Below are 12,660 nucleotides of genomic sequence, written 5' to 3' on the forward strand. Positions count from 1 at the left end.
TGCTAGACCGGTAGCTTCAATCCTACCAAAGGTGAGCGAGTCCTAATATCCTTTACCGCTCTTCGTGACGGAAGTAAATATTTTGTCGACAAAACGACTATCTCGACTCGTTAGCCAGCTAGTCCGTAGAAGGATCCGTCCACAACCCCTGTTCTGCTTCTCGCCGCAAATTCTGGCGAGCTGCTTCTTTCCCATCCATCATCTGATGATATTGCTCGCGCCGCTCCTGGTTAGTACGCCGGCTAGATCCCCCTAAACGTAAATCTTGTCCGCGAGCACCCAGCAGTTCGGCACCGGCAGATTGCATAGGTTCAAAGTCGAAGATCACTCCGCCTTCCATCTCGCCGATAACCACCGTATCTCCGCTCTTAGCGCCTGATTGGAGCAGCTCTGTTTCCACCCCTAAGTTATAGAGTCGGTCTGCCAGGAAGCCGATCGCCTCATCATTGGCAAAATCAGTCTGCTTAACCCAACGTTCGGGTTTTTCTCCCCGCACCTGATAAACCAGTCCTTGCCCAGTTTTTTGCTTCGTAACCGTAAAGCTAGAATCCCCCGCGGCCTGTGGTCGCAACACCTGCACCGGCTGGACTTCGCGTTCTGGCTCCGTTTTACGCAGCCGCAATACCATGTCTGCCAAGGCGAACACTAAAGCCTCCAGGCCGCGGCCGGTAACCGCGGAAACTGCATACATGGGCCAGCCAAATTCGGCTAATTGTTCTGCTTGTAGTTTCGCCATCTCTGCGGCATCGGGAATGTCCATTTTATTCAGAACAATTACTCGAGGCCGCTCGCCCAAAGGCACATATCCCGAAACTTCGTCCAGGTCGCTTTCATAGGCCGCCAATTCGGCCTCTAGAGCTTCAATATCATCGACCGGGTTGCGCTCGGACTCCATGTTTGCACAATCCACCACGTGCGCAATCACTGCGCACCGCTCAATATGACGGAGGAAGTCCAGTCCCAGTCCTTTCCCCTGCGAAGCACCGGGAATCAAACCGGGGACATCTGCCACTGTGAAACGTTCATCTCCGGCCTGCACCACCCCCAGGTTTGGTACCAAGGTAGTGAACGGATAATCCGCAATCTTCGGTTTTGCCTCGGAAATAGCTCCGATCAGGGAAGATTTACCGGCGGATGGGAATCCTACCAGCCCCACATCGGCTACCGACTTTAGCTCTAGGATAAGGACACGAGACTCGCCCTCCTCCCCCAAAAGTGCGAATCCGGGGGCTTTCCGCTTGCGGGTAGCCAGCGCGACGTTGCCTTTACCGCCAGTTCCCCCGCGCGCAACCTCCAAGCGTGAGCCGGCTCCTTGCAGATCCGCCAGAATCTGGCCATCTTCAGATTTGACTACCGTCCCGGGAGGAACCGGGAGTACCAAATCTTCTCCGTTCGCGCCCTCGCGATTGTCTCCCATCCCGGGAGTGCCGTTAGTGGCTTTGCGGTGCGGTAAATGGTGGTAATCGAGCAGGGTATGCGACTGGGGATCTACCTCTAAGAACACGCTGCCGCCGCGTCCCCCATCGCCTCCATCGGGGCCGCCCAGCGGTTTATATTTTTCGCGCCGAATACTGACACAGCCATTACCGCCATTACCGGCAGTCACATCGATTTTTACTCGATCAACAAAACTGGCCATGCTTACTCCTTAGAGGTGCGGCGGAAAAGTCACTAGCAACCGCCCGTTGGTCACTATACAAGTGTAGCGGGGTCGTAACCCGACCCCGCTACCTAAAAAAGTATTTGCTTTGCTTTAAGCCGAAACTACGTTTACGACTTTACGACCGCGTTTGCGACCGAACTCAACGGATCCGGCGGCCAAAGCAAAGAGGGTGTCATCTTTGCCCATTCCCACGTTAGTCCCGGGGTGATACTTGCTTCCCCGCTGACGAACCAGGATCTCCCCGGCGTTGACGTTTTCTCCACCGTAACGCTTGATCCCCAGGTACTGCGGGTTAGAGTCACGGCCGTTAGAAGAGGAACCTAGCCCTTTCTTATGTGCCATTTTCTTTTCCTTTCTTGCCTGAGGTTAGGCGATCTTAGTGATCTTTACCTGGGTCAGCTTGGCGCGGTGGCCCATGCGGCGAGTGTATCCGGTCTTGTTCTTGAACTTCAGAATCCGAACCTTCGGTCCTTTTGTCTGTTCTAAGACCTCTGCCGTTACCTTGATTTTCTCTAGATCAGCGGCGTCGGAGGTGACTTGGTCACCGTCAACTACCATCACTGGCTGGAAATCGACGGTGTCGCCAACTTCTGCTGCCAGCTTGTCGACGACGACTACATCCCCGACGGAGACCTTTTCTTGACGGCCGCCCGCCTTGACGATCGCGTAGACCACTTTGCTGCTCATTTCCTTAGTCACGTACATTTTCTTGTGTCCGGAAAACCGAACCCCGCCGGCCTTCCAAACAACCAGCACCGACTAACCAGGGTAGTCGATACCGGCGGCAATTTTCAAACAAAATCCCTGTCCAGACAGTGTGTTATCTGCCACCGCAAGTTCAAGGAACTATTTGAACCGCCTATGCGGCAAACTGCAGGACAGTTGCCGTATGGGGTGGCTGACGGGGCTCGAACCCGCGACCTCCTGGACCACAACCAGGCGTTCTACCAACTGAACTACAGCCACCATTTATCGCATAGCGACGAATACCCACTTTATCTAACCGGGGGCTTCAGATGAAATTATTGCGACACTTGCGGGCTATGTATCCGCTCACACCTACTATCCTTGCAGGTAAGAATGGAGCTTTACCAGAAAACGCGGTTACAAATTGCGTCCGCGAAAGTACCGATCCCGTCCTCGCGAGTACGTAGATACAACGAACCGTCTACCGGGGACACTTCCATCAGGTAATAGGATCCTTTCCCATCAGGAACAATGTCAATCCGCAAGAACAGCAGATGCTGATCGTGTCCCAGGCGCTGTTTTATCATGCGATGAATCGCCGAACGTACCTTTTCTCCAAAAATCCATTCTTCGGAATTTGGCTGCCGGTTACCGGTTACTGTTTCTTGCGCCTGCACCTCAGTGGTATTGGGGTTGGTGAGCATAGCGGCCTTTTCTACCGAGTGCGATAACACCCCGTTCATATAAACCAGAGAGTATTCACCGTGCTCATCAACTTCTGATAGGTAACGCTGCACCATAACCGAACGCCCCTCTTGTAGGAGACGATTGGCGTGGGTTACTGCTGCCATTCGTGCCATACCGTTATTGGCATCATAACGGCCCATTTCCCGTCCCCCGGAAGAGACTGCCGGTTTGACTACGAACTCTCCATAAGCAGGGAATCGGGTGTGCACCTGGTGTTTATTCAGATGCTGTTCCGGTTCTAACCAGGTAGTAGGGATAACGGGAACGCCTTGTTCTTGCAGGTTAAGTAGATAGTGTTTATCGGTTGCCCACTCGGTCACATCCGCCGGATTCAACAAACGCGGAACCTGGTGCGCCCACTGCACGAATTCTTCGCGGTTGGCGGCGTAATCCCTCACGGCGCGGATTACACACACCCCCGCTTCTTCCCAGTCCACGTGGGGATCATTCCAAATCGCGATCCGAGCATCGACCCCCCGCGAGTTCAGTTCATCAACTAGCCCGGCCTCGTCCTCGGATAGCTCCGGATACTGCGCACAAGTCACTAAGGTAACGCGTTTTTTCGCCATATCTCCAACCCTAATTGTTCTGCTCGTCATTAGCCTAGGAAATGATCCCTATTCTTTTGAAATAACTTATCTCAATCCCACTGGACGCGATAACGCCAAAGTAATCAGTTCTTCCATCAACTGCGAATACCCAATGCCCATATATTCCCACAGTTTAGGATACATAGAAAACGGGGTGAATCCGGGCATGGTGTTAACTTCGTTGATGACTACCGCATCTTTTTCCGGATCAACAAAGAAGTCCACTCGTGCCAGGCCCTCACACCCAAGGGCTTCAAAAGCCTGGGCAGCTATCTCGCGCACCTGAGTAGCCAAATGCCCGGGGATCTTTGCCGGGATTTCTAAGCTGACGGTATCTTCCCCAAAATATTTGGTTTTATAGTCATAAAATGGCACGTCATCACCCATGGCGATGCGTCCCGGCTCGGTGGTACGAGGACGCCCATCTGCTCCCTGCAGCACCGCACATTCCACCTCAAAACCGGTAAGTTCTTGTTCTACAATCACCCGCGGATCTACCGCTTGCGCCTTGGTGATCGCTGCTTCTAGGTCAGCAGCGACGCTAACCTTGGTGATCCCCAGGGAGGAGCCAGCCCGTGCCGGTTTTACAAATACCGGCAACCCCAGGCGTTCTAGACGCTCAGTTACCCCAGCACGGTCACGCTTCCACTGCCCGGCGGTTACGGTTTCCCATTTTCCGGCCGGCAGCTCGGCCTCATGCAAAAGCACCTTGGTGGTGGGTTTATCCATAGCGGCCGCCGATGCCAGCACTCCGCATCCCACATACGGCAGATGCATCATTTCTAACAGTCCCTGTACGGTTCCATCCTCACCGAAAGGTCCATGCAGCAGCGGGAATACTACGTCAAAATTGCCGAGATCGCTCAAGGAAAATTCTGCCCCCAGCTGGGTGGGTAGGCTCACCACGTGTCCATCTCCCGGGGATAAGAACAACTGCCGATTGGCAGCAGGAACTTCCGCGACACCGGTATCAGATATCTGGAACTGGTCGGAACTAAAATCTATCGGCACCCACTGACCCTGCGGGGTAATCCCTACAGTAACTACCTCGAAACGGTCATGGTCGATGGCTTCTACTACCCCGGCAGCGGTCGCACAAGAAATCCCATGCTCCCCCGATTCTCCCCCGAACAGCACTAATAGCCGAGGTTTACGTTGATTGTTTTGCATCACGGTTGATCCTCTCTACACCATTCGTGCACTGGGTCCATCGGTTACCCGCGGCCCGGCAGTTAAAGATACTAACGCTTCTTCTAAGCTTTGTTTCCCGCTAATCACCCGATAGGCAGCCGAGTTGATCGGCATAGAAACTCCATGTTTATGCGCTAAATCGCGCACTACTGGGCAAGAGCGGGCCCCCTCAACCGTACCTGCCGAAGCCTCCAAGGCTTCCGAAACGCTCATCCCTTTCCCCAGACGATACCCAAAGGAAAAGTTTCGTGACGAGGACGAAGAACAGGTAGCTACCAGATCGCTGAGCCCGGCAAGTCCCAGGAATGTCTCTGGCTGGGCACCCATCGCTACCCCTAAACGCACCATTTCTGCCAGGCCACGCGTAATCAGGAAAGAGCGAGAATTAACCCCTAACCCCAGACCATCAGCAGCCCCTACTGCCATGGCGATAACATTTTTTACCACTCCCCCGATTTCTACCCCAACTATGTCCTCGGCCACGTAGGGGCGGAAATAATGGGTGTGGATACGCGATGCCACCAGCCCGGCGCGCCAGGCATCTTCCCCCGCAACCGCCGCTCCCGTAGGTTCATGACGGGCAATCTCCCCGGAGAGATTCGGCCCGGACACCGCCACTATCCGGGACGGGTGAATCTCGCCAGCCTGAGCGATTACTTCGGTCATGGTTTGCAAAGTGCCTGCTTCTAGCCCCTTTACCAGCGATATCACCGTGGCGTTTAGGGGGAGGAAGCTCCGAACTTGCTGGAGCAAAGTGCGTACCCCGTTGGAGGGGATAGAAACCACCACCATTCCGGCGCCCTGACATACCCATTGCAAGTCGCTGGATGCCTTAATCCCTTGTAGAGTTGTTCCCGGCACGTAGCGCGGATTTTCCCCCGCATTAATTTGGGCAGCTAGTTCTGGTCGCCGCGCCCAGATCCGCACTTCATTGCCGGCATCCGCTAATATTTGGGCAAATACTGTTCCCCAGGCTCCTGCACCCAGCACGGCGACTTTGCGAGCCGCAGAGGTGGCCATTATCAGTTATCCTCCTGCGTTGCCGGATTAGCGGCGTTAGATGCAGCTGCTAAATATGGGTCAAGCTCTCCCAGGCTGCGCGCGGTTACCAGCTTTCCCGGATGATCTGCCCGCCATGCCTTAGCGGCTATCCCTAGCTGTTTCTTCGAAGGCATCCGGGCAGATTTGCGATCTAACGGCCGGTGCGGCATTTTTGTGCCCCGAATCTCTTCCACCCCGCGGCAAATCGCCTCTTCGATTCTTTCGGTTGCCTGATACCAAACTTCTGGTTCTTCAGCCCGGTCATACAGATCCGATAGGTCAACTTCCGGCAAGGCCTTAACCCAGACGTCCTTTTTACCTTTCAGATTAGGGCGGCGTCCATAGCGATCAAGAACGTCTTGCGCCCCCCATTGCACCACTGGCACCAGCGGAACCCGGGCGCGCAGCGCCATCCGCGCTGCCCCCGTTTTCATCCGCATCGGCCAAAAATCGGGATCGCGAGTCAGGGTTCCCTCCCCGTAGACGGTTATGCATTCACCGGCTTGCAAGCCCTCAATCGCAGCCGCTAAAGCATCTCGGGAGTGGGTAGATTCCCGGTAAACCGGGATTTGCCCACAGGAACGCATAATCGACCCCAGGATCGGAACTTTAAAGAGTTCCTCTTTGCAAAGAACCCGCACCGGATAGCCGGCGCTGGTCATGAAGTGCATGAGGGTCATGGAGTCGAACTCGGAAATGTGGTTGACTACCGCTACGAACCCGTCTTCTTTGGGCAGATTTTCCTGCCCTTCCCAATGTCGGCGGGTAACCGCCCCTACTGGAACGCGCGCCACGCGTACACAAAACTTATAAAAGCGAGAAAACTTACCGGCCATAGTTACCCCTTATTTTTCCAGCTTGACTTGCGCACCTAATGCACCCAGTTTAGTAAGGAAATGCTCATATCCGCGGCTAATCATATCGATTCCCCGCACCGTAGATTTTCCATCAGCCGCCAGTGCCGCGATCAAATGAGAGAATCCTCCCCGCAGGTCGGGGATAGTAATATCGGCACCATGCAGCGGAGTCGGCCCAGAAATTGCCGCCGAATGATAATAGTTTCTTTGCCCGAAACGGCAGGCCAACCCGGTTAAACATTCCCGGTACAGCTGGATTTGGGCTCCCATTTTATTTAGAGCCTTGGTAAAACCAAAACGCTGCTCATAGACAGTTTCATGCACGATCGACAGTCCCTGTGCCTGGGTGAGAGCCACCACCATAGGTTGTTGCCAGTCAGTCATAAAACCAGGATGTACATTGGTTTCTAGCACGATCGGTTTGAGTTCTCCGCCCGGATGGTAGAAGCGAATCCCGTCAGGTTCGACCGAGAACGCGCCCCCTACTTTGCGGAACATGTTTAGGAAAGTAATCATTTCCGGCTGAGAAGCGCCCTCGACAAAAATATCGCCGTGAGTAGCCAGAGCCGCAGATCCCCAAGAGGCTGCTTCGATCCGATCTGCCAGGGCGGTGTGGGTGAATCCTTCCAGATTTTCTACCCCTTCGATCCGGATAGTGCGATCAGTATCTACGCTGATGATCGCGCCCATCTTTTGCAGCACATTGATCAGATCCATGATTTCCGGTTCAATGGCGGCGCCTCGCAGCTCCGTGATCCCCTCGGCTTGCACTCCTGCCAGCAGGGTCTGTTCAGTGGCGCCCACTGAAGGATAGGGCAGTTCAATGACCGCTCCCCGCAGCCCCTCCGGAGCGGCGATATGGATACCCGATTTCAGTTTGTCTACCTGGGCTCCGAAAGAGCGCAAAATAGACAAGTGGAAATCTATCGGACGATCCCCAATCACACATCCCCCCAAATCCGGGATGATGGCTTCTCCGAGGCGGTGCAGTAGCGGACCACAAAATAGAATCGGAATCCGTGACGATCCCGCTAAGGTATCGATACTGGCTACCTGGGCGGCCTCTACATTAGAGGGGTCGATAAGTAGCTGTCCGCTGCCCGAATCGTAGTCGGTTTTCACCCCGTGCAGTTCCAACAAACCGCAAACGATATCTACGTCCCGGATTAGAGGCACATTTTTCAAAATAGAAGGGGTAGTGCCTAGCAGCGCCGCCACCATCGCCTTGGGGACAAAGTTCTTTGCCCCTCGTACCTTTATACGGCCTGTCAGCGGATGTCCGCCTTGCACTTCTAGAACCGGTTCCACCTGTTATTTCCCTTTCCGCTTTCCTCAATATGCCCAGTGTACCCGCCCTCGCACTTGCAGGCAGACACCTGGCAGGAATTGCGCTTTGGGCGAGGGGAATCGCACCAAAATATCGGGTAGCGAACAGGATTAGCAGGTGAAAGTTCTTTCGGTGGCTACTGAGCGTATTAGCCGGATAGCAACATGCAACTATGGCTGGTTAAACTCGGGTATTCTCAGGGGCATTTCGCGCGCAGAAACTACCTCTCGAGGGGGTAAATGTTTCGTCGGCAGGGTGCAGGGATAAAACTTAGGCCGCGCCGTTTCGAAAGCACTAATGACGTCCTCATCTCGCAAAGTGAGATCAATATCGTCAAGCCCTTCCATCAGGCGCCAGCGGGTATAGCTATCTATTTGGAAACTGCAGGAAAAAGCCCCGCAAGTAACGCTCTGTTCCGCTAAGTCGACGGTAACAGTGCTCCCCGGTTCTTCCTCTAGCAATTTCCACAAAGTCTGGCAGTCTTCCAGGCTAATGACCCCGGCCACCATGCCATCTTTTTCGCAGTTTCCCCGAAAAATATCGGCAAACTTGGGAGCTAAAACCACTTTGAATCCATAGTCCCGTAGCGCCCACACTGCGTGTTCTCGGCTGGAGCCGGTACCAAAGTCGGGGCCAGCAACCAAAATAGATGCCTCCCGGAAGGGAGCTAGGTTTAGCACGAAGTCTTTATCTTGCCGCCAGGCCGCGAAAAGACCGTCCTCAAACCCCGTTTTAGTCACCCGCTTTAAATAGACTGCCGGAATGATCTGATCGGTATCAACATTCGAACGGCGCAACGGGGCAGCAATACCAGTATGGGAGATAAATTTTTCCATCATTTAGTCCTCTTTCCTGGTGGTTACTTCTGGTAGATCTCGCGGACTTGATAAATGCCCGGTCACCGCAGTGGCGGCCGCGATCGCCGGGGAAACCAAATGGGTACGTGAGTTCTTACCTTGCCGGCCTTCAAAGTTTCGGTTCGAGGTAGAAGCCGAACGCTCGCCCTCTCCCAGCTTATCTGGATTCATTCCTAGACACATGGAGCAGCCAGCGTTACGCCACTCGGCCCCGAAGCTAGTGAAGATTCTATCTAATCCTTCGGCTTCGGCCTGCAGTCGCACCCGCGCAGATCCCGGTACCACTAGTACTCGCACGTCCTCAGCTTTCTTACGTCCTCGCCAAACCTTAGCTACGGTGCGTAAATCTTCGATTCTTCCATTGGTACACGAGCCAATAAAAACCGTGTCCACTTTAATATCACGCATCGGGGTACCCGGGGTTAGAGCCATATATTCTAGGGACCGCCGGGCAGCATCTTGCTCACTATCGGTGTGCAGCTGCTCGGGATCAGGTACTTGCCCGCTCAGCCGCACCCCTTGCCCAGGATTGGTGCCCCAGGTTACGAAAGGCTCGATACTTTCGGCGGGAATCGTGACTTCCCGGTCGAAGTGGGCATCTGGATCAGTACGCAAACTCTGCCAATAGCGGGTAGCGGTTTCCCACTGCTCACCGCTAGGGGCATGAGGACGCCCTTTAATATAGTCAAAAGTGGTCTGGTCAGGGGCGATCATTCCCGCGCGCGCACCCGCCTCAATAGACATATTGCAGATGGTCATCCTCCCTTCCATAGAGAGGTTTTCGATGGCCTCACCGCGATATTCAATCACGTAGCCCTGCCCGCCGCCAGTGCCGATCTTGGCGATAATCGCCAAAATAATGTCTTTTGCCGAAACCCCGGGAGCTAGCTTCCCGGGAATGTTAACCGCCATAGTTTTAAAAGGTTTAAGCGGCAAAGTTTGGGTAGCTAAGACCTGCTCCACCTGGGAAGTGCCTATCCCAAAAGCTAACGCCCCGAAAGCTCCGTGGGTGGAAGTGTGGGAGTCTCCGCAAACAATTGTCATCCCCGGTTGTGTAAGTCCCAGCTGGGGGCCAACTACATGCACGATGCCTTGGTCGGCGTCCCCCAGGGAGTGAAGCCGGATTCCGAACTCTTTAGCATTTTCCCGCAAGGTACGAATCTGAGTAGCGGAGGTTTGATCTTTAATCGGTAGATCAATATCCACGGTGGGGGTGTTGTGATCCTCGGTGGCGATAGTCAGGTCGGGGCGACGTACTTTTCGCCCCGCCATTCGCAACCCGGCAAAGGCTTGCGGGCTGGTCACCTCATGGCAGAGATGGAGGTCAATATATAGCAGGTCGGGCGCCCCATTTTCGCCGTGTTTAACCACGTGAGCAGCCCAAACTTTTTCCGCTAAGGTCTTAGCCATGTATGCCTCCTCGATCTCGTCCCGATGGATTTGTAATGTCTTTTCGAAAGTGTAGTTGGAATTCCACGCTGTAAGATGGCAATATCAATACATGGACAATAAAAGTGAAGGCAGTGGGGTCGGGGTTCTCGACAAGGCCACTCTCGTCCTAAGCGCCCTAGAAGCAGGGCCTGGTACCTTGGCTCAGCTGGTGAACAGTACTGGTCTGGCGCGTCCGACGGCACACCGGCTAGCGGTCGCGTTGGAGTATCACCGTTTCGTAGCGCGAGATGTACATGGCCGTTTTATTTTAGGCCCGCGAATTGGGGAACTAGCGTCGGCAGCTGGGGAAGATCGTCTCCTAGCTTCAGCTCGCCCAATTTTGAAAGCGCTTTGCGATCACACCCAAGAATCGACGCAAATGTATCGCCGCCAAGGAGATCAGCGAATTGTGGTCGCCAGCTGCGAGTCTCCTCTGGGGTTGCGTGACTCGACTCCCACCGGTTCGGCACTGTCCATGAAGGCGGGTTCCGCTGCGCAAATTCTACTAGCCTGGGAGGAACCTGACCGCTTGCATCGCGGCCTGCAAGGAGCCTCTTTCACGGCCACCCAACTATCGGTAGTCCGCCGCAGGGGCTGGGCACAATCTATCGGAGAACGCGAACCCGGATTGGCCTCCGTTTCTGCGCCAGTACGGCTAGCCTCGGGAAAAGTGGTGGCGGCTTTGAGTGTTTCTGGTCCCATTGATCGCATGGGACGCCAGCCCGGCAGGATTCACGGCCCGGCAGTGGTGGCTGCTGCCAGTAGGCTCTCGGATTTTATGCGCCGCGCAGAAGGGATTATGGCAGCAAAGAAACAAGCGAAGGGCAACTAGCTTTATTTTTCCCGAGGGCGTGCCCGCAACTCCAGGGACAGAGCCCGGGGTTGATCGCGGTTCTTTCTATCGCGTCCTGGGGCAAATCAATTCTGCTAGGGATCGTCCCTATTTGTTTTAAGTTTGTTGCAGCGTGAAGCTACTTTTTTCGGCGATACTCTATTGCCTGCTCATAGGCCGCCAGCGTTGCCTGGAGGCACCGTTCCCAGGAGACTGGGCTAGGCTGCCGCTTGCAGTTGTCGCGCAGATTCTTCAGCTTTCCATTTAAGAGGGCGGCGGCGGTTTTTTCCGCTAGCTTCTGGTCAGTGTCAGCGGTAATACCGGTGACACCCTCGGTAATAAAGTCGGTTATGGGGCTTTGTGAGCGGACGATTACCGGTAACCCGCTAGCTCGCGCTTCCGCGGCCGCGATCCCAAAACTTTCATGCAGGCATAGGGTAATAAAAAAGTCAGCCTGGCGGTAAACGGTTAACAGACCAGAGGGATCCTGCCTACCTGGTAGGATAACTTGTCCCTGGCTAACTTGCCGCTGCTGACGCAGCAGGGGTTGCAGCGCCCCTTCCCCAAAAATCTTTAGCTGCAAATTTCCTTGACTACCCAGGATTTGGTTTACTCTTTCGGTAAATTTAATAAGCGCCAGTGGTCGTTTGCGGGGCATTAAACGGATAGCACTGACTGCGTGAAAAGTGTTAATAGCGGGAACCTCTAAATTTGGGTCAGTAGCTGTTATCGGCGAGCCTGGTCTATCTATATTTTCGCGCCCGGACGCCGATCCCAAGGCAGGTGCTGGAGATGACCAATAGTCGGTATCGACCCCGTTTGGGGTTATCGGCCAAGACTGCCGATTTTGGGGCGCTAGTAACTGGTTAATTTGGGAGTTCATTAGCGAGGAAACTCCAGAAAACAAGATTCCCACCTCCACCCAGCGGTTGAAAAAGCCGCTGCTGCGCATTAACGGAGCCCAAGCGGCCAGTTCGCAGTGGAAGGTAACTAAGGTGGGAATCTGGCTTCCGGCAGCAATTTGCAGAGCCAAGTGTGCAAAGGGCGACAAGACTCCCACATGTACATGCAAGAGATCGAAGCGGAGAAAAATAGCCCGAAATAGAGGGGCAGCAAAGGGATTCATAGGTGTAAACCCAAGGGTGGGCATGCCTAAACGATGCACCGGAATGTTATCTTCTATACGACGCCCAACGAAGGATCCGTTTCGGGTGGCAGTGATTACTTCTGGTAAATGTCCAGCTCCTTTCAGGCGCTGCGCTAGATTGTAGGTTTGAGTTTCAATTCCCCCCATATGTGGCGGGTAGCAGTCTGTAACTATCCCGATACGCATGCCTTTATCCTACCTATAGTTCTCGCCTCGTTTACGACCAGTCTTGACCACGCCTAGCTACCAACGGTCTGCAAAAAGTTCTACATACAGTTAGGAGGCCAAGC

General features: G+C 54.3%; 12 protein-coding genes and 1 tRNA gene. 1 reads left to right on the forward strand and 12 read right to left on the reverse strand.

The window, feature by feature from the left end; genetic code table 11:
* Positions 1–118 precede the first annotated feature (118 nt).
* From obgE to leuC, 11 genes are all read right to left on the reverse strand, one after another.
* The gene (obgE, locus tag ACZ5BI_RS07675; RefSeq protein WP_464896084.1) at positions 119–1,639 is read right to left on the reverse strand and encodes a GTPase ObgE; all 1,521 of its coding nucleotides are present in this window, start codon (positions 1,637–1,639) and stop codon (positions 119–121) included.
* 114 nt (positions 1,640–1,753) lie between these two features.
* Positions 1,754–2,005 carry a 50S ribosomal protein L27 gene (gene rpmA / locus ACZ5BI_RS07680; protein ID WP_024058199.1) on the reverse strand — a complete coding sequence of 84 codons (252 nt, stop codon included), beginning with the start codon at positions 2,003–2,005 and terminating at the stop codon, positions 1,754–1,756.
* Between the two features lie 24 nt (positions 2,006–2,029).
* Positions 2,030–2,350 (reverse strand): 50S ribosomal protein L21, encoded by a 321-nt coding sequence (rplU, locus tag ACZ5BI_RS07685; protein ID WP_038109296.1) that lies wholly within the window; start codon positions 2,348–2,350, stop codon positions 2,030–2,032.
* A 203-nt stretch (positions 2,351–2,553) separates the two neighbouring features.
* Positions 2,554–2,629: transfer RNA gene (locus ACZ5BI_RS07690), tRNA-His, on the reverse strand.
* A gap of 122 nt (positions 2,630–2,751) precedes the next feature.
* On the reverse strand, positions 2,752–3,666 hold the full coding sequence (locus ACZ5BI_RS07695) for an ATP-grasp domain-containing protein (RefSeq protein WP_464896085.1): 915 nt from the start codon (positions 3,664–3,666) through the stop codon (positions 2,752–2,754).
* A gap of 66 nt (positions 3,667–3,732) precedes the next feature.
* Entirely contained in the window at positions 3,733–4,857 is a 1,125-nt protein-coding gene (locus ACZ5BI_RS07700; RefSeq protein ID WP_464896794.1) for a D-alanine--D-alanine ligase family protein, read from the reverse strand.
* A gap of 15 nt (positions 4,858–4,872) precedes the next feature.
* Complete coding sequence (locus ACZ5BI_RS07705) at positions 4,873–5,898, reverse strand: NAD(P)H-dependent glycerol-3-phosphate dehydrogenase (protein ID WP_464896086.1); 1,026 nt, start codon at positions 5,896–5,898, stop codon at positions 4,873–4,875.
* A 2-nt stretch (positions 5,899–5,900) separates the two neighbouring features.
* The gene (locus ACZ5BI_RS07710; protein WP_288292345.1) at positions 5,901–6,755 is read right to left on the reverse strand and encodes a lysophospholipid acyltransferase family protein; all 855 of its coding nucleotides are present in this window, start codon (positions 6,753–6,755) and stop codon (positions 5,901–5,903) included.
* Positions 6,756–6,764: 9 nt separating this feature from the next.
* Complete coding sequence (murA, locus tag ACZ5BI_RS07715) at positions 6,765–8,084, reverse strand: UDP-N-acetylglucosamine 1-carboxyvinyltransferase (protein WP_101929377.1); 1,320 nt, start codon at positions 8,082–8,084, stop codon at positions 6,765–6,767.
* Between the two features lie 189 nt (positions 8,085–8,273).
* Positions 8,274–8,939 carry a 3-isopropylmalate dehydratase small subunit gene (gene leuD, locus ACZ5BI_RS07720; protein WP_464896795.1) on the reverse strand — a complete coding sequence of 222 codons (666 nt, stop codon included), beginning with the start codon at positions 8,937–8,939 and terminating at the stop codon, positions 8,274–8,276.
* A 3-nt stretch (positions 8,940–8,942) separates the two neighbouring features.
* Positions 8,943–10,370, reverse strand: coding sequence for a 3-isopropylmalate dehydratase large subunit (gene leuC / locus ACZ5BI_RS07725; RefSeq protein WP_464896087.1), 1,428 nt, complete (start codon positions 10,368–10,370; stop codon positions 8,943–8,945).
* Positions 10,371–10,461: 91 nt separating this feature from the next.
* On the opposite strand from leuC, the gene ACZ5BI_RS07730 reads away from it, so the two are divergent.
* Entirely contained in the window at positions 10,462–11,223 is a 762-nt protein-coding gene (locus ACZ5BI_RS07730) for an IclR family transcriptional regulator (protein ID WP_024058190.1), read from the forward strand.
* Positions 11,224–11,362: 139 nt separating this feature from the next.
* On the opposite strand, the gene ACZ5BI_RS07735 is transcribed toward ACZ5BI_RS07730, so the two are convergent.
* Positions 11,363–12,556: a glycosyltransferase family 4 protein gene (locus ACZ5BI_RS07735; RefSeq protein ID WP_464896088.1), complete on the reverse strand. Its 1,194-nt coding sequence runs from the start codon at positions 12,554–12,556 to the stop codon at positions 11,363–11,365.
* Positions 12,557–12,660: the final 104 nt, after the last annotated feature.

Source organism: Varibaculum sp. GTC20041 (assembly GCF_055387755.1).

What these genes read in the sequence shown, in the direction of transcription:
- ACZ5BI_RS07695 (WP_464896085.1), bottom strand. Translation starts at nt 3,666, where the DNA reads ATGGCGAAAAAACGCGTTACCTTAGTGACTTGTGCGCAGTATCCGGAG.
- ACZ5BI_RS07700 (WP_464896794.1), bottom strand. Translation starts at nt 4,857, where the DNA reads ATGCAAAACAATCAACGTAAACCTCGGCTATTAGTGCTGTTCGGGGGA.
- ACZ5BI_RS07735 (WP_464896088.1), bottom strand. Translation starts at nt 12,556, where the DNA reads ATGCGTATCGGGATAGTTACAGACTGCTACCCGCCACATATGGGGGGA.
- ACZ5BI_RS07730 (WP_024058190.1), top strand. Translation starts at nt 10,462, where the DNA reads ATGGACAATAAAAGTGAAGGCAGTGGGGTCGGGGTTCTCGACAAGGCC.
- rpmA (WP_024058199.1), bottom strand. Translation starts at nt 2,005, where the DNA reads ATGGCACATAAGAAAGGGCTAGGTTCCTCTTCTAACGGCCGTGACTCT.
- rplU (WP_038109296.1), bottom strand. Translation starts at nt 2,350, where the DNA reads ATGAGCAGCAAAGTGGTCTACGCGATCGTCAAGGCGGGCGGCCGTCAA.
- ACZ5BI_RS07710 (WP_288292345.1), bottom strand. Translation starts at nt 6,755, where the DNA reads ATGGCCGGTAAGTTTTCTCGCTTTTATAAGTTTTGTGTACGCGTGGCG.
- obgE (WP_464896084.1), bottom strand. Translation starts at nt 1,639, where the DNA reads ATGGCCAGTTTTGTTGATCGAGTAAAAATCGATGTGACTGCCGGTAAT.
- leuD (WP_464896795.1), bottom strand. Translation starts at nt 8,939, where the DNA reads ATGGAAAAATTTATCTCCCATACTGGTATTGCTGCCCCGTTGCGCCGT.
- leuC (WP_464896087.1), bottom strand. Translation starts at nt 10,370, where the DNA reads ATGGCTAAGACCTTAGCGGAAAAAGTTTGGGCTGCTCACGTGGTTAAA.
- ACZ5BI_RS07705 (WP_464896086.1), bottom strand. Translation starts at nt 5,898, where the DNA reads ATGGCCACCTCTGCGGCTCGCAAAGTCGCCGTGCTGGGTGCAGGAGCC.